Genomic DNA, 16,485 nt, shown 5'->3' with positions numbered 1-16,485 from the left:
ATACCCCACAATGAAACCCCTATTCCCTTTGACCGCCGCTGTCTTGATCACGATGATGGCGACGGCAACCGCACACGCGCAAGGCCGAACCGTCGCCCGACTGTTTTGGCAAGACAACCACGACGCAACCGTGCGTTACGGCGACCTAAAAAAGTCCACAGCAGGATGGTCACTTGAACCTGAACCCGTCCCCGGTTTCCCTTCGCTCGACACTGCCGAGCAAACGCTGGTGCAGATGCAAACGGATGCAGGCATCGTCGTGCTAGGGATCCACGACCACGCAGCCGGCACCATCGGCAGCGGCTGGGTTGCGATCGATTCGGGCGTGGTCGAGGAATCCCACGGTGATCATTCACATCTGCGGTTCAAACACGTGCCAAGCATTCTGCATCGCCAAATTGATACCGATCAAGGCAACCCGGCACACGTTTACAAGTATGGAAAATCGTTTGCATTTGCCATCGACAAGCACAATGGGTTTACGATCACGAGTGCGTCACGCTTACGGACGTCGAAGAGCCCGGAATCCGCAACGTCCTTTCACGAGGGCGGCAACGGCCACATCACGCTGGCGGTCATCGAAGACCACGTCGCTTATGCTACCTGGATCGATCGCGACGGTGAAAATGCCGGCCGCGTCGACGTCGTCGGGCTCGGTGAAAACCAGGGCAAACAGTACTCCATCCACTGCCCAACCGGTGGTCTTCATGGAGCGACGGCTAACTCAGGCAAAATCTTCCTGGCACCAAGCGATGGCGTGTGCTGGGTTCACGCGGACTTGGATCTCGATTCTGCGCCAGAGTCGGTCGAAGTAAACTACCTTTCGCTCGGCAAAGACGCCGACGACACTCCGCTTCGCACCGGAGCCTTTGCGAACCTCGACCGACTTGTTCTGTTTACGGCTGGCAAAGGCGACGATGCTCAGCTTTGCTGGATCGATGCGACGATCGACTCCCCCGCGGTAACAACGTTGCCGATCGAACTAGCCGAAGGCGAATCCTTGACGACCCCCTTGGCGGTGAGAGCTCGCGGCGGCAAGCAAATGGCCACAATGTTTCGCGAAAACAAAACGTCGCCCTCGGATGATTCACTTTTAATCGTGGACCTGGATCCGAACTCCGATGGGGATCACTCCGATGCTGCCGTGCGAGCAGATCTCTCGATCGGAGGCAACCAAATCGAAGGCCACTCGGGCCATCACGAGGCGGTGGTTCTGCCAAACGCCCGAGAATTGCTGATCAGCAACCCGGCTGATGGAACCGTTTCGCTGATCTCGCTAACCGAGTTACGCGTTTTGGAAACATTCACCGTCGGCGGTACCCCGACACGCCTCGTTGCGATCGGGGACTGACCCTCGCCCCCCGTATTTTCCGCCGCGTGCAGCGTCGTCAACCAACGGTCCGACCACCCCCGGTTGGCGTCTCTCACGCGGTGGGATTTTTGACCATCCATTTCGTCCAATCCACCACGTTTTTTTCGTCAAGCTCAACTCGCCCAAACTCGCTCCTACCGGACACGCCGGCCAGGGAACGATGATGCCATGCGGTTGGGGGTGGCTGAAACGATTGGCGAGTTTCGCTATGGAAAAGAAGCACGCAGCGGCCCGCGACCGCTATTTCTCGAACTGGAAGCCGGATGCTTTGAGTTGCTGCTTAACCGCAGCCGAGATCGCATCCCCCAAGGTAACCGCATCCGATTCGTTGGCGATCTTAGATCGCTCGGCATCGAGATAGGCTTGCCGCTCTTTGCTAACCGCTGCCAATTCCGCTTTGATCTCGGCACGACGCTGCGCCATCGACTCGACGTGTTTGAGCCGTTCGGCGGGAGCGAGTTTCTGCAGCGCCTCGGGCAACTCATCAGCCTTGATCTTCAGGACCGCGTCCTTGTCCTCTTCGTAGGTGTCAACTAGATCGCGACCGACATTGCGATAAACCGAACTCGACTTGGTCGCCGCGCGAACGCTCAGTCCGCCTAAGCCGCTGGCGTTGGAATCTTGCACCGCTTGATTTTCGGCATAGCTCATTCGACGATCCTTGGAACCGTACCACAGGTAGGTTTGGTTCAGCTCACGATTGAGTTTGATGATGATTTTATCTTGCGGGCATTTGATGTGGACCACCTTTTCATCTTGATCGATGTTCAAATATTCGCCTTCGGCCAACTCGGCTCCCTCTTTCCACTTTCCGTCGACCCCTTGTTGATAATCACCGCAGTGAATGGTGTTCACGACGACCCCGGCTCCGATTGCCTTTTTGCACGCTTTGCGGTAATCGACGGAGCCTTGAGTGAAGGGCTCGTTGCCAGCGATGAAGATCGCTTTGTAAGCGTTCGGCTCCTTGCTCCAATCCAACCGCTTGATCGCCTCTTGGATCACCGCGCCACAGTATTCATCACCGCCGTTGGTGCGAAGCGCAAAGAGAGCTTCAGAAACCTTGTCCAAATCATCGGTAAGCTGCACAACTTGGCGGATATAGCCTTCGCTGGCGGGCAAGCCTGAATTGCCATACTCAAAGACCGACACGCGAAGCAGCGGCGTTTTGCCTTTCTTCTTCGCTTTGGCAAAATCCTGCACGATATTCCAAAGCTGGCTCTTGGCTTGGTCGATCAAGCCGTCCATGGAATTAGAGGTGTCGAGCAAGATCGCCACATCGACCGAGGGACGTTTCCCCGAAAACGGCGATTTCTTGGTGGAGCTCGACGTTTTTTCGTCCCCTTTTTCGATCGTGATCGTGATGTCTTGAGCACTGACCGTCGGTAGAAAACGGGGGACGAAACCGATCACCAACGCCAGCGTGACAACGAACTTCAGAATAGTTTGCATCGGAATTTTCCATGAAAAGAAGGGGGTCATCTACGTGTTAGATGATCTGCGAGCGAGAGAGGTTCCCGATCGCTTCTCTCACTCAAGAAATTCACCGATGTTGCATGACTCGATTGCCTGTATTGTACCCGTTACCGATCTTTGTCGTGATGATCCCGCAACGGAAATGCGAGAAAATCCTCCGTCGTTCAAGCCATTTGATAGCGCGGACGTCATCGCGTCTCTAACTTGATTTGCAACCGCTGATGGCGGCGGTCCCAACCAACAACGGTCCCCTGGCCTATCCAGCGATCGCGTCCCAGTTGCTCGAACTCGTCGCCCAGTTCTTGTGGCACATACAAAACCAGCGGCAAAGGGGGCTCGCCGAAATGCGCCCAAACCGCATAGCCTCCCTTAAACAAATGAGGATCTTCGGTGCCAGCATAGAGCAAACGCCGCTCGATAAATGCTTCAAGCCGAAACGAAAGCCCCGTGACGGCGTCAACGAGCGCCTCCAATTGATCTGGATTCTCACGCGCACTCCACAAATAATTTGCGGTTTCGGCGAACGTGATCTCGCCCTCCGATGCCAACGACGATGGGGCATCGGTGCCTCGCAATGTCGCTTGCGGCCGAGCCGAGGGGTCCAGCGGCTCTCCCGATGGCAACACTTGCAAGGCAATCTCTTTGGTCCAGTCGGGCCAACGCGGAATGTCGATTCGCATCGTTGTCGCCCAAACCAATCGATTGCTTGGCAACTCGATTGAATAGGGAGCATCGCTAGGCAAGGCGAAGGAGATTGGAAAGCGTCGCTCTTGCCCCGCCTGCAACGTGGTCGCCTTTTCAAGCTCGATCGCTTGCTCAAAAAACACGTGTTTGTGCGTCGTCTTGTTGCTGCCACTGCCGCTAACACAAACCTCGCGAGCTTGAAAATCGATCGTGATCGCATTCACGTTCACGTTTTTACGCGGCCGAACGACGAGCTCGCCGCTGACGGAATCGCCCGGAGTCACCACCGTTTGCGAGAGTTCACAGGTCACCTCGCCCAACAAATACTTGGGCAACCAAACCTTGACCGCATAACCACCGAGGAACAGCAATGGAAAGATTCCCACACAGACCAGCGACAAGGGGTTCTGGGCCATAAAAAACAAAAACCCCGAACACCAAATCAGCATAAAGACGCCGACAAACGTCGCGACAAACGCACCTGCCTTGGTTGATTTCTCGGACACCGCCGCTTCGGGCCCACAGGTCGGACGCATCAAGAAGGGGACGGAAGCCTTAGGGTCGAAGCCCCAGGGAATTTTCACACGAGCGTCAATGCAGTGATCGATGTTCAAGTAGTGTCCGTGATAGCTTGGCGGCCAATCGCCCACCGGTAATTCGAACGGATATTCCACCACTTGCCCGCCAACCCATTCGCCTTCGAACAACGTCACACTGGTGAAGTTGCCGGTGGCGACGTTTCCACGCCCATGCGTTTTCCAACCGGACTCAACCTCCAAGCCATTGCATTTTACGTTTTGGTCGACATCGACACGCACCTTTCCACGGATCGTCCCTCCGCCGTCATAGATAAAGTCCGCGTCCTTTTCTAACACAATCGACAAATCGCATTTCGCCATCGCTATAAGCCTGATTTTGAACTTGCTCGTAGAGGTAACCTTCGATCCCACGGATATCGCTGCCAAAACGCGATACCAACTCGTTTGCATCTTGCAGCGACAAATTCGGAACCGAACCTGGGCCCAAGCGAGAGGCTTCGATTCTACGGTTTGCAGACTCGAGCACCAATCGTGCATCATTTGTATCACCTAAGTGGTACGTCGTGACACGGTAGCCTGCTTTTTTTAACGCCCGCGTCAAATCACGATGGGTCGCCAACACCAAGGGCAAACCGACCGCGAAGATCCGATGCATGACCTTTCGCGGCAACCGCTGCGCCTCGTCAATCAATAACGGGTTTCCCTCGGCAATCGCACCACAAGGCAAATCTTCGTCGAGATAAACGTACGAGGCATCAGGAAAATGACGCCACAACGCCAACATCCGTGTCGTCTTGCCGCGCCCACAATCGCCGATCAGTTGTACTGCGGCTTTCTCGCCCTGCACTCCCGCGGCGAGCTCTGCGACGTCGACCACCGCCAACTCGGCTCGCTCTTCACGCGTTAATTCGCCAAACGGATTCCGCCACAGATTACACCACGCCCATGGCAATCCGCCCCGGTGGCCATGGCGACTCTCAAGAGGAGGAATGGGACGATCGACCGAAGGGGTTGAGTTCATCACGCTTGCCGAAAAATCCTTGAGCGTACAGAATTTGCTTCACAAATTGACATCGACTCGGACACGCCAAGCCGCCCCCCATCCTCTCACAAGTTGCACGGGAGCGACACAAGGCTGGCACCCTCCATGATTAAAACCCAGAAAAAGAAACGCGGGATCGGTTTCGCCGTGGCGGCATCGCTCGCGGTCGTCGCGGTGATACGAATCGCCAACGATTTCGATCCCCACACAGCACGCGATTGGGTGCAATCCCAAGGAGCGATTGGCATGCTTGTCTTCACGCTCATTAGCATTCTGATGATCTCGACCGTGACCCCCAAGACCGCCATCTCCGTTTCCGCCGGGGCAATGTACGGAACGCTTTGGGGCACGCTCTTAATCTTGGTGATCGCGACGACTGCGGCGTGGATCAATTACTGGGTCGGGCGTCGTTTGCTCTGCAAACGCACCTCGGAAGATCCAGTCAACGATCATGATTCCTGGCATACCGCGCTTCGCGAAATGGCGGCAGATGCCAACATCGGCGTTCACTTGCTGGTTCGCCTATCCCCCATTCCAACGATGGTGATTGGCTACAGCATGGGGGCGTTTCAGGCCAAACCCAAACCCTACCTCGCCGCCGCGATGCTGGCGGTATTCCCTCAAGCCGTCTGGGTACACAGCGGATCTTCGGCAATACTGCTGGGCACCCCTTATGAAAGTAACCTAGCGTGGCTGAGCACCCTGGTTTCGATTGGTGTGGCCGCGACGATGAGCATCCTGGGCCCACGCGAAGCGATGAAGCGAATACGCAATCGAACGAGCCATTCGCGAGCCCCGAGCCATCCACGATCGCCGAGCCAACCTACGCCGAGCCAGCCCACCACCGAACCTCGATTGCCATGAACGAAGCTGCCCCCGACTCTGCCGTGAAAACGCCGATCCGATACGAATCTGCGTTCGATCTTTGGCTACTGATGCTGCTGATGTTGTCGCCCGTAGTGGCGGTCGTGATTGGCAGTTACCTGATGGTAAACGATCGGCCTGGCGATGCATCGCTGTTGTTTCTGGCCGGCGTAGTAACCCTCGTTGTCCAAGGCATCTTCGTCGTCCCCTGTCGCTACACGATCCTCGAGGATGCCGTCTCGGTGCGATGCGGCATCCTTTGTTATCAAATTCCGATCGCGGACATTCAAAAGATCGAAACGTCATCGAGCCTAAAAAGTGCTCCGGCGCTCTCCCTTCGCCGCGTCCGAATTGAAACCGCAAAGCGAGAATACCTGGTCTCGCCCAAAGATCGCGATGGCTTTATTGCCACGCTCAAGCAAATGGCGAAGCTCGACTAATTCGGCATCACGACGACAACCACGCTTCGATTCGCCGCGTGGTTTGATTCACGTCATGAAAATCACGAACATAACGCAATGCCGCCTCGGCACGCAGAATCGCCGCATCACGATCGCTGACAAATTCGCGAATCGCACTGGCTAACGACAACGGCTTGCCAGGATCCGCCCACAAGACCGTCGGCTCTTGATCCACCAACTCGATCGTGCCTCCGGCTCGCGTTGCGATCACCGCAGTCCCCAACGCCATCGCCTCTAAAACCACATTGGGCATCCCCTCGAAAAGCGAAGGCAACACCAGTACATCCGCCGAGGCGATTCGAACTGCCGGATTCGGCTCCACTCCAACAAACTCGATCACGTGGCGTTTGACTTGCTCGGATGCCAATTGCTGCAATTGCGACCTGAGTGGTCCATCCCCCACCATCACCAACTTCAGCGGCGGAGCCCCCGCCGGCCAATCCGACTCGGTCATCGCCACCGCGCGAATCAAATCCGCGTGCCCTTTCTCACTCGTCATGCGTCCCACGCAAACCATCGTGATGTGATCGGGATCACGCGGCATGGACGTCCCCGACTTCAAAAGCAGATCATCGCGGTCGACCGGATTGGGAATCACGATGACTGAATCCGGAAACAGTTTGTAAAACGTTTCGGCCGATCGAGCCGCAATCTTACTGACCGCGACGACCGTTCGAGCTTGACGATACGCGGTCGCTAATCGCCATCGTTTCCAGCGAACAAAACGCTTCTCGACCAACGGCAGCGCACGCTCAGGCGGACTGACAATCGTTGAAACTCGCGGGATCCCAAGCCGTTGACACGCCGGCGCTGCGATCAAACTCATTGCAAACGTGCGATCGTAAACCACGGCGATCTTTTCCTCGATCAACAGTTCACGCAGATGAGCGATCTGTTGACGCAAAATTCGTCCGGGAAAATAAAGTTGGTTGGGCTGCTGAACATCTGCAAACGCGTGCACCGACACATCGCCGGGAATCTCCGACATCAAGTCCCCCGCTCGCTCGATCACATACAAATGCGGCTCGAACCGAGCTCGATCCAAATGCCGCAGCAGCAGCAGGGTTTGTCGCTCGCTGCCACCACCACGCATCGAGCTGATCATCAACAGTACACGTTTTCGCATCATTGCACCTCGACATCCACCCACACCAATCGGTGGTCACTCGCCGAAATCAAGTCGCGAAGTGGTCCCTGGCGTTTCGGCCAAAACACGCCAGCGTCAACCACGTTTAATTGCTTGCTCGGCAACACATAGTCGACGCGAAAATGACCGCTGCTGCCAAAATCAGCGGTGTCTAGCTCGGGGTCGCCCGCGTGTTTAACATTCACCTTACCTTTTGCGTTTCCCTCTGCTGCACCTTCTGAGCTTGGTCTGGGATCTTGAACACGGTGGTGGCAGAGCAATTGCTTGATCGCGTCCGTTTTAGCGTCGCCGTCAGCAGGATCTGCGTTCAAATCGCCGAGAATGACAAACGATGCGTCTCGATCCAATCCTCCGGCGCGCCCTGCATCGTCTCGCAAATAAGTCGCCTCAGGACCGTCGAGATAGTCGCCCCAAAAACGGATCTCATCATGGTTGCGGCAACCATTGCGGTCCTCGGCACCATCAAACACCGGCGGCGTCGGATGGCTAGCCAAAAGATGAATCGTGGTGTTGCCAATTTGAACCGGAACATCAAGATGATTCTTGCTCGATAACCGCAACTTCGCCCATACTCGATCCTCGTAATACGGTTTTTGTGTATCCGGATCGCGAGGCTGATTCGCCTCGGGCAATTCGGACCACAAATAGTTCTGGAAGGTGCGAATGTTTTCCTGCTCGATGGGAAAGCGACTAAAAATCGCCATCGAATACTGACCTGGGTAGTCGCCGTAACCCCAAGCGTCGTTGGCTTCGCCGTTTGCTGCGTTCCCGTTCAAATCCAATCCCGAATCGATTCCCGTGTTGCTCGCCGCTGAGTAGATGTAGGGATACTCGATCGGGCTACGGTTGGACTTGGGAATCGAAAAATACTCTTCCGCTAGCAATCGAGCGGTCGCGGCGTTGGGTTCGTAATCAATTTCGTTCACCAACAGCAGATCCGGGCGCACCGTTTGCACGATCGCAGCGAGTTGGATGGCCTTTTGATCTCGCCCATCAATCAACCGCTGGTAAACCTCGCCGGCCTGTTTGCCAAACAGAGAAACGTTAAAGGTCGCGATGCGGATTTTCACAGGCGTGGGGGGCACGGGGGTGGCGGGCACAGGGCTGACAGGTACAGGGCTGACGGGTACAGGGCTGCTACGCTCCGCGGCAGAACCTCCGGGGGCACCAACCGCCAGCAAAACGAGCAGGCTACTGAAAAGCAAGCCGTGAACCGAAGTTGTAAACATGAGGGGATTGCACCGCGGGAATAGACTATCCAAGTTGGTACGCAGTGTAACCGTTTTTCTTTTAAGCTTGATCCATGGTGACCATGAAACGTTCGCTATCTTCGCAATTTGATTCTTCAACTCTCAACTCCGCAAACGTCGCCCCCCACCAATCGCTTGGGGCGATGTTGGTCGGAAAAGACCAGACGCGTTTTGTCGTCTGGGCCCCCGAGCGAGACCAGGTCGAAGTCGAATTGGTCGGGCAAGACCGCAACGTCACGTTGCATAAAAATGCCGACGGATACCATCGCGGCGTCGTGCACGACTGTGGCCCATCCCAGCGTTATTTCTATCGCTGTGACGGCGGTCCGCCGCGGCCCGATCCCGTGTCACGTTATCAACCGCTTGGCGTGCACGGCCCCAGCGAAGTGGTCGACTCCGCGTTCGATTGGACCGATTCGCAATGGCAATCGGTCGAGCGAGACGATTTGATCCTCTATGAAATGCATGTCGGCGCCTTCACGCCATCGGGCACGTTTCTCTCCGCGATCGAACGACTTGATGAATTGGTTGAACTCGGCGTGACGGCAATCGAATTGATGCCGCTGGCCGACGCGGCGGGCCGCTGGAACTGGGGTTACGACGGCGTAAACTGGTTCGCCCCGAACCATAACTACGGAACGCCCGCGGAACTAAAACAGTTCGTCAACGCGGCGCACCGCAAAGGCTTGGGGGTGATCGTCGATGTGGTCTACAACCACCTTGGCCCGGAGGGCAATTATCTTGGCGAGTTTGCACCCTACTTTTCTGCAAAACATGGCACGCCGTGGGGCGACGCGCCGAGTTTTGATGATCCAAAATGGGGCAGCGAAGTCCGCCGCTATGTGATCGCCAACGCCATCTACTGGCTCGACGAATTTCATATCGACGGGCTACGTGTTGACGCGATTCACTGCACCCGCGATGACACCGATCCCCATATTGTCGCCGAAATGAGCGCGGCGGTGCGACGATGGTCCGAAGCAGCAAATCGAAACGCATTGTTGATCGCCGAATCCAACGTGCATGACCCTGATATGAACCGACCGCATGCGGAGGGGGGAATCGGATTCGACGCCCAATGGTGTGACGATTTCTTGCACAGCGTGTTTGCGGTCGTGCGACCTGGCGAGCAACTTTCCAATCGCATCTATCGTTCGGGAACCGATTTGGCTCAATCGCTGTCCAAAGGATTCGTGTTTGAAGGAACGATGCGAAAGGAACGAAGCCGAAAGACGCCGGAAACGAGAACCGAAACCCATGGTTTGGTTTATTCAATCCAGAACCACGACTTCATCGGCAACCATCCATTAGCGAAACGACTGGATCAATTGACTTCACCTGCGGCACAGAAGTCGGCGGCGGCGCTACTGTGCCTAACGCCCGCGATTCCGATGCTGTTTATGGGCGAAGAGTTTGCCTCGACGCGTCCTTTTTTGTTCTTCGTCGATTTTACGGATGCGGAACTTCAACAAGCGGTGGTCGAGGGACGACGGCTAGAATACCCACAACACGATTGGTCCGAAGGCTTGCTGCCAACCGAAGAGGCTGCCTTCCGATCCTCGAAACTGGAATCCCGAGAGGACGGAAACCTGAGTATGTGGCACTGGTACCAATCGCTGATCAAACTGAGGAAACAGTGGCGAGCGACGGGACTATTGAGCGATGCGAACATTGAAACGCATTACGACAGTGAATCGAGTTTACACGTGATCCGTTATCAGCACGGAAGCGAGACCGCGACGGTCTACTCGCGACTCACCTCCGACGAAACGGGTGCCGCGCCGATCACCATCGAGCCCATAGGCAATTTGCTGCTCGACTCGCTACCGGAGTCCTCGGTCGAGCAAGTCACCGTCAATCAATTGTTACCCAACCAAGCCAAGATATTTCATTCAAGCAAATCGTAGACGGCCCAGGGAAACAGGAATGCGAGCGACGTCGAAAACCAACCGCAATGCGATTTTGCCAGCCAGCTCAATCTCGATCTCGCCCCGGCTTGAACCATTTGTCGATAAACGGTTCGACGATGTCGGCTTGGCCGACGTTTGTGGACAATCAGACATTGAATGCGATGGAGTAAAGCGACGCGGCAGCATCGGCCGCCTCACATTTCCCGTATGATGAAGTCGATTTCATCTTTGCTTCAGGGTGCTCTTAACTGCCGACACGATACTTCTTTCGGACGCTGACACCACGCCCGCGTCAACCGCACCAACGCGGTTTTGCAAACCCTCCGATGAAAGAAGTAAACCATGCAACGTTCGATCAAAACCGCGATCCGAAACTTCTTCGCCCAAACCTCTGACCCGCGAAATAAGGACGCGATGTCGATGACACTCCACGACTGCATTCGGCTGGTCAAACCGCAGCAACCGAACGAAACGATTCGATCGGCCGAGCGTGTGGAAACGCCCGCCACAAAGATGAAGTGGAATCAGGGTATGGTTGCGAGACTCTTGATGGGTCTTTAGAGGAGCGACTGATGATCGGCAAGGCATGGTTCGAACGCGGTATCCGGTTCGGAGTCGGCCGGGGGAGAAATGGTGGTGCCGTTGCCTGGCAACGACCAAGCACGAACCGATCATTCCTGTTCACCGAAAACGGACGTTGAATGGTGGATAAAATCAACTTTATCTTGTACCTAAAGTTTTCTTTATCCAGGGTTTAACTGCCGCTTATCGCTATAAGCGATCATTGCTGATGTCAGGCTTCGACGGGTGCCCAAGGAACCGCTTCCCATCCAAGGGGTCAAAGAGGATGATGCCGTTGCCGAAACATCGAGGATAGGTAAAACCGAACAATGAGCATTCGCATATTAGTGATTGAAGACGAACCTGGGATCGCGGATTTTTTGGTTCGCGGCCTAACGGAGGAGGGCTACGTCGCTGAGCACGTTGCGGATGGGCGGCACGCTTGGCTGCGATTGCAGTCCGAAACCTGGGATTTGGTTTTGTTGGATTGGTGGCTTCCAGGTGAGGACGGCATTCAAATTCTGCAACGATTCCGGCAAAAAAACCGGACCACCCCCGTACTGTTTCTGACCGCACGCGATGGCGTCAACGAACGAGTAACTGGGCTGGACGCCGGAGCGGACGATTATCTGACCAAACCATTCGCGTTCGAGGAATTGCTGGCCCGCGTGCGCGCATTGCTCCGGCGCCCCAACCAATCCGACTCACTGCATTTAGATTACCAGGACATCAGCATCGACTTGGCACTGCAAAAGGCCACTCGCCGAAACGTGCCACTCGACTTGACGGCCAAAGAGTTGTCTTTGTTGACCATGTTCCTGCGGCATCCCGGGCGTGTCCTCTCGCGAACGCGAATCTACGAGACCGTTTGGGACGAAAGCTTTGATGGGCTTTCCAATACGCTTGAAGTGCATGTCAAGGATTTGCGTCGCAAGCTGGAAAAGTGGGGACCGCGTGTCATTCAAACACGCCGAGGACAAGGGTATATCTTGGAGTCAGGCAATCTGTGACGCGAGCCGTGGATGCGTTTTGATGGCCGAAGCGGAAGTTGAGTTGCGATAGGCTTTCGACCAACCATTATCTCGAAACGACACGCTAAAAGCCTATCTCAGATCGCGGCGCAGCCGTCTCAAGGCGACACGAAATGAAATTGACCACACGCGTTTCCGCCTTCTTCCTGGCGACTCTAGCAATCGCGCTGGGCATCTATTCGTTGGTGTTCTACTCGCTAGCCCGAAATCACATTGACTATCAGTTTGAACATCAGTTGCGTGCCTCGCTGGATTCGCTCGTTGCAGCCGCCGAGGTCGAAGAGACCGAGGTGAAATGGCAACCGCTCGAGCATTCGATCGCACTCGGTTCCAGCGAACCGTCCGACCCGTTGCGCTGGATCGTGATTGGCGATGGAAACTTCGTTGTCGAAAAATCGACCAACGCCGACGATCCGTTTACGGCTCGGGCAATGAAGATCGCGAGCTCAGCTCCCGAGCCACAGAAGACGTTCACGTTGAACGATCCCCCATCGCACCAAACCTTATTTTATCAGCGTCTGATTGCTCCCAACCCCCAGCGTGTCGATCGCCAACTGGATGAATTTGATGAACTGTTGATGATGGTCGGTCGGCCCACAATGCAGCGTGACCAAACGGTTGCCCGTCTGGGCTGGTTAGTGGTTCTCGTTCCGCTCGCCGCGTGGCTCACCATCGCAGCACTGGGACGCTGGATTGTAGCTCAGGCATTGCGACCGCTAACCAAGATGTCAGGCGAAGCACAAAAAATCGCTGGTGCCGATTTTCAAACACGGCTTCCCGTCCATCCGTCGAAAGACGAATTGTCCAACCTGGGAACCGTATTCAATCGACTGCTCGATAGGCAACAAATCGCGTTTGAGCAGCAGCGACGATTTGCGGGCGATGCGGCGCACGAACTGCGAACGCCGCTGACCGTGTTGCTTGGACACATTGATATCACCTTGCGACGAACGCGAACCGAAGCGGAATACACGTCGAACCTGCAGTTGCTGCGAAAGCAAACGATCTCGCTACAAGAGATCGTCGAGTCGTTGTTGTTTCTCGCCCGCAGCGACGAGGATGGGGTGCTGCCGCGAAGCGAATCATGGGTCATTTCCGAGTGGCTCGATTCGCACTGGGACTCGCGACCGCACGTTCCTCGTCAAGCCGATTTGGAGCTGGATAACCAACTCGATGACGACACGCAAATCGCTGCTCCGGCGTCGTTGTTGTCGCGTGTTTTGGACAATTTGGTTTCCAACGCGTTGAAGTACAGTCAGTCGGGAACGCGTGTTACCGTGGCGGCTAGCTGCGAGCAGGGTCAAGTTGTGATTCGCGTTTCGGATTCAGGAACCGGCATCGCCCAAGGTGATCTTGCTTCAATCTTTGATCCCTTCTTTCGAACGGCCGAAGCCCGAGGTGCGGGGATTACTGGAAACGGGTTGGGACTTGCGATTGCCAGCCGCATCGCAAAATCGCTGGGCGGATCGCTCGAGTGTGAAAGCAAGTTGGGCAAGGGCAGCACCTTTACGTTGCGACTGCCGCAGGCGTAGATCCACTCTCGTTTGCGGACGTAGCAGAACGGATCCAGCGTTTCGTGCCCTCGCTGCGGAACTCGAAATCCTCTACGACTTCCGCTAGCCTCCAATAGCCGTCATGCAACGCGGATCTCCTTTTCATCCAGCGGGAATGCCTGGAGCCAGAATCTATCGCTACAAAGGATTCGACAATGTAAGTCTGCTGCTCGGATTTTTTAATCCTCCCATCTTTTAACCTCCTTTTACTCCGCGCAAGATCGTATTGCGTTGGCTCACGATCGAAAATGATCTCGACCGTGCCAGTCGCTTGCATCGTGCCGATGCCGATTAGCGGGTAAGCAAGGTTAAAGAATGGAAGATTAGAAAATGACCGGGATTGGTGCGGGATTGGTGCGGGATTGGTGTCGGGATTGGTGTCGGGCAGCCTTGAAATTTTCTGCCCGTCCAGGACACGCCAGAAAAATGCGATGTCCCTCGATGTCACATGTTTCTCGATGTCGCCGCGAGCTCTAGTCGATGGAGCTTGGCCACCGTCCAATGTTCGCCTCGTTTTCAAACACAGTCCTATCGCGGTAAACCCTGGTGCGTCGGGGAAGTGCGATGTCTCTCTGGGACTCAGGTACAGTGATGTAATCCACTCGATTGAAAATCGATCGTCTATTTCGTTACCGCTTCCAGCGATGCCGACTTCATGATCGCAAACCATTTCTTTTTGGTTTCATCGGATGGCTGGTCGACCTTCAGCGAGTAAGCCAGACGGTGCACGTCGTCGTTGGCCTTGAACAGCCGGACCAATTGATGACGTTTGGCAAACGAAGGGCTGCCCGGTAGTTCGAGAGCAACGATCACGGAGTCGTCCTGGACGTCTAAGATCTGGTACTCCATTTTCGGTTGGATCGCTTTGACCTGGGCGATGAATTTTGCCGCAATCTCTTTGATCGTTCCGATGCTGGCCGCCCCCAAAATCCGTTGGACTTCGACCTGTTCCGTCCAGTTGGAAATCATTTCTCCAGGCAAGTAATACCGAGCCGTGACTTGCCCATCGGCTTTATTGCGAATGCCACAAATCCATCCACGACCATCCAAATCAACCGAGACGATTTCTGTGGGGCGAAACATCGCTTCGGTTGCATTGCGCAAATCGATCACTTCATGAACGCGTCCATCGCGGAAATCGACCGCGTAGAACGCATACACATAACGTTCGCGATCGTTCCCTAAATCGACAACCTGGTCGGGCTCGCCCAACAACCCGGTGACGGTTTCGGGTTGGACACCCACCGTAAAAACAGCCATCGATTCAAATTTGCTGAACAGAGCCGCCAACCCTTTAGCGACTCCTGCATGCTTCGGATCAAGCTTTGCCGCAACCCGCAACTGAGTCCAGGCTTGCGGGAAGTTTCCGATTTGATAAAGCGCCATTGCGTAGTTCGCTCGAGCAGCGACGTCCAGCGGGTTCTCGGTCGTGGCCGACTCCAATTCCGGCAACCGCTGCGCGATGGCTGCCAGATCCCCGACGGGTACCGCGGCGGCATCCTTTGTGGCTAGGTTGGCAGCCATATTGGGCAACGCTTTCGTGCTGGGACTAGCAGGTTCAGGATCCGCGCCGCCGCTGGTTGCGGACAGTTTCCCAACGTCATCTAGCCGCACAATTCGGAATCCTGAACCGTCCCAAAACGCCATCACCTCGCCGGTCGCATCTTCGGTAGTGTGATAGAAACCATAGCACTGCTCGCGATCGACTTTGGCACGTTCTGCATGGCTGGCCGCTCGTTCGGCGCCGAAGGTCTGTTCGGCGTTACCAAACACCCCGTCCTGTGCTAACACCTCAATCCCCGCCCGCGAAATTTCGCTTCGTTTGATAAATCCATCCAACATCTCGGGGCGAAAATTCGGTGGCAGTACAAAATGCGCCGATGCGGAAACGTAATCTTCCTTTTCCAGCAGGCTCAAGACCTTGTTCAAGGTTTCAATCAATAGGGCCTTGGTCGGCTCCGTTTGCTGTCCTTGAGCATCTGTCGCGACATCCTCGGGTACGTCTTGCCCCCAGCAATTTTGCAACGTGTCTGCAGGCAGCCCTAACCCGCACGCGATAAAAACGACCAACCCGAAAACCCGGCAACACTGCATACGGTTCGTCATAATTTTATCTTTCGCTCAGCGAGGTGTACTTTCCAGAGATCTCTTTCGACAGACAAAGCCCCAGTCGCAGGCCTTTGCAATTTCTTTAACTTGGCAACCCAAAGATGCAATTTTTTCCCCGCACAGGACCAATCAACTCGGTCTGACGATGGCTGGAACCACTCCATCTGCAATCCACGGATTCAGTACCGAACTCTTCTACGGCTGCTATGCCAAAAAGACAAACGGGATGCCACATGCAATTGTAATCCGAAGTTACCGGCGTCCCCCACAGAAATGCCTGGGGACGGAAATGCCTAATGCCTAATGCCTAATGCCTAATGCCTAATGCCTGGGGACTAATACCGGGAGACAGAGCAAATCGCTAGGGAGAAAAAACGTCTGGGGACATCGCACTTACTTTGGAGACGCTTCGCGACTGGGGCAACCTCGGGTTTCAACTGAAATCGCTAGCGTGAGAACTCACCAAAGAGACAATGTGGTAAGTGGTCG

At 55.3% G+C, this 16,485-nt stretch carries 13 protein-coding genes; 7 read left to right on the top strand and 6 right to left on the bottom strand.

The features are described 5' to 3' along the window. Nucleotides 1–10 precede the first annotated feature (10 nt). Complete coding sequence (locus Pla52o_RS20870; protein ID WP_146596559.1) at nt 11–1,351, top strand: hypothetical protein; 1,341 nt, start codon at nt 11–13, stop codon at nt 1,349–1,351. 261 nt (nt 1,352–1,612) lie between these two features. On the opposite strand, the gene Pla52o_RS20865 is transcribed toward Pla52o_RS20870, so the two are convergent. From Pla52o_RS20865 to Pla52o_RS27090, 3 genes are all read right to left on the bottom strand, one after another. Next, entirely contained in the window at nt 1,613–2,821 is a 1,209-nt protein-coding gene (locus Pla52o_RS20865) for a vWA domain-containing protein (protein ID WP_146596558.1), read from the bottom strand. A 212-nt stretch (nt 2,822–3,033) separates the two neighbouring features. Beyond that, nucleotides 3,034–4,428, bottom strand: coding sequence for a sporulation protein (locus Pla52o_RS20860; RefSeq protein ID WP_197169401.1), 1,395 nt, complete (start codon nt 4,426–4,428; stop codon nt 3,034–3,036). Then, complete coding sequence (locus tag Pla52o_RS27090) at nt 4,373–5,089, bottom strand: hypothetical protein (RefSeq protein WP_197169400.1); 717 nt, start codon at nt 5,087–5,089, stop codon at nt 4,373–4,375. The genes Pla52o_RS20860 and Pla52o_RS27090 overlap by 56 nt, the downstream gene beginning before the upstream one ends. Nucleotides 5,090–5,215: 126 nt before the next feature. On the opposite strand from Pla52o_RS27090, the gene Pla52o_RS20855 reads away from it, so the two are divergent. Next, nucleotides 5,216–5,974: a TVP38/TMEM64 family protein gene (locus tag Pla52o_RS20855; RefSeq protein WP_146596556.1), complete on the top strand. Its 759-nt coding sequence runs from the start codon at nt 5,216–5,218 to the stop codon at nt 5,972–5,974. Beyond that, nucleotides 5,971–6,414: a PH domain-containing protein gene (locus tag Pla52o_RS20850; RefSeq protein ID WP_231612521.1), complete on the top strand. Its 444-nt coding sequence runs from the start codon at nt 5,971–5,973 to the stop codon at nt 6,412–6,414. The genes Pla52o_RS20855 and Pla52o_RS20850 overlap by 4 nt, the downstream gene beginning before the upstream one ends. Before the next feature lie 7 nt (nt 6,415–6,421). Here the strand turns inward: Pla52o_RS20850 and Pla52o_RS20845 are convergent, their stop codons facing one another. After that, nucleotides 6,422–7,564: a glycosyltransferase gene (locus tag Pla52o_RS20845; protein WP_146596555.1), complete on the bottom strand. Its 1,143-nt coding sequence runs from the start codon at nt 7,562–7,564 to the stop codon at nt 6,422–6,424. Next, nucleotides 7,561–8,811 carry an endonuclease/exonuclease/phosphatase family protein gene (locus Pla52o_RS20840; protein WP_231612520.1) on the bottom strand — a complete coding sequence of 417 codons (1,251 nt, stop codon included), beginning with the start codon at nt 8,809–8,811 and terminating at the stop codon, nt 7,561–7,563. The genes Pla52o_RS20845 and Pla52o_RS20840 overlap by 4 nt, the downstream gene beginning before the upstream one ends. An 83-nt stretch (nt 8,812–8,894) precedes the next feature. On the opposite strand from Pla52o_RS20840, the gene treZ reads away from it, so the two are divergent. The 4 genes from treZ (at nt 8,895) to Pla52o_RS20820 (ending at nt 13,866) form a co-directional block, all read left to right on the top strand. Further along, nucleotides 8,895–10,739 carry a malto-oligosyltrehalose trehalohydrolase gene (gene treZ / locus Pla52o_RS20835; RefSeq protein ID WP_197169399.1) on the top strand — a complete coding sequence of 615 codons (1,845 nt, stop codon included), beginning with the start codon at nt 8,895–8,897 and terminating at the stop codon, nt 10,737–10,739. Between the two features lie 345 nt (nt 10,740–11,084). Continuing rightward, nucleotides 11,085–11,303, top strand: coding sequence for a hypothetical protein (locus Pla52o_RS20830; RefSeq protein ID WP_146596553.1), 219 nt, complete (start codon nt 11,085–11,087; stop codon nt 11,301–11,303). 329 nt (nt 11,304–11,632) lie between these two features. Further along, nucleotides 11,633–12,313, top strand: coding sequence for a response regulator transcription factor (locus Pla52o_RS20825; RefSeq protein ID WP_146596552.1), 681 nt, complete (start codon nt 11,633–11,635; stop codon nt 12,311–12,313). A gap of 134 nt (nt 12,314–12,447) precedes the next feature. Further along, a complete protein-coding gene (locus tag Pla52o_RS20820) occupies nt 12,448–13,866 on the top strand; it encodes a sensor histidine kinase (RefSeq protein WP_146596551.1) in 1,419 nt (472 codons plus the stop codon). Between the two features lie 642 nt (nt 13,867–14,508). Here Pla52o_RS20820 and Pla52o_RS20815 read toward each other — a convergent pair. After that, the gene (locus tag Pla52o_RS20815) at nt 14,509–15,993 is read right to left on the bottom strand and encodes a tetratricopeptide repeat protein (protein WP_146596550.1); all 1,485 of its coding nucleotides are present in this window, start codon (nt 15,991–15,993) and stop codon (nt 14,509–14,511) included. Nucleotides 15,994–16,485: the final 492 nt, after the last annotated feature.

The organism is Novipirellula galeiformis (assembly GCF_007860095.1).
Classification (GTDB): Bacteria; Planctomycetota; Planctomycetia; order Pirellulales; family Pirellulaceae; genus Novipirellula; species Novipirellula galeiformis.
This window is presented reverse-complemented; position numbering and strand designations above follow the sequence as displayed.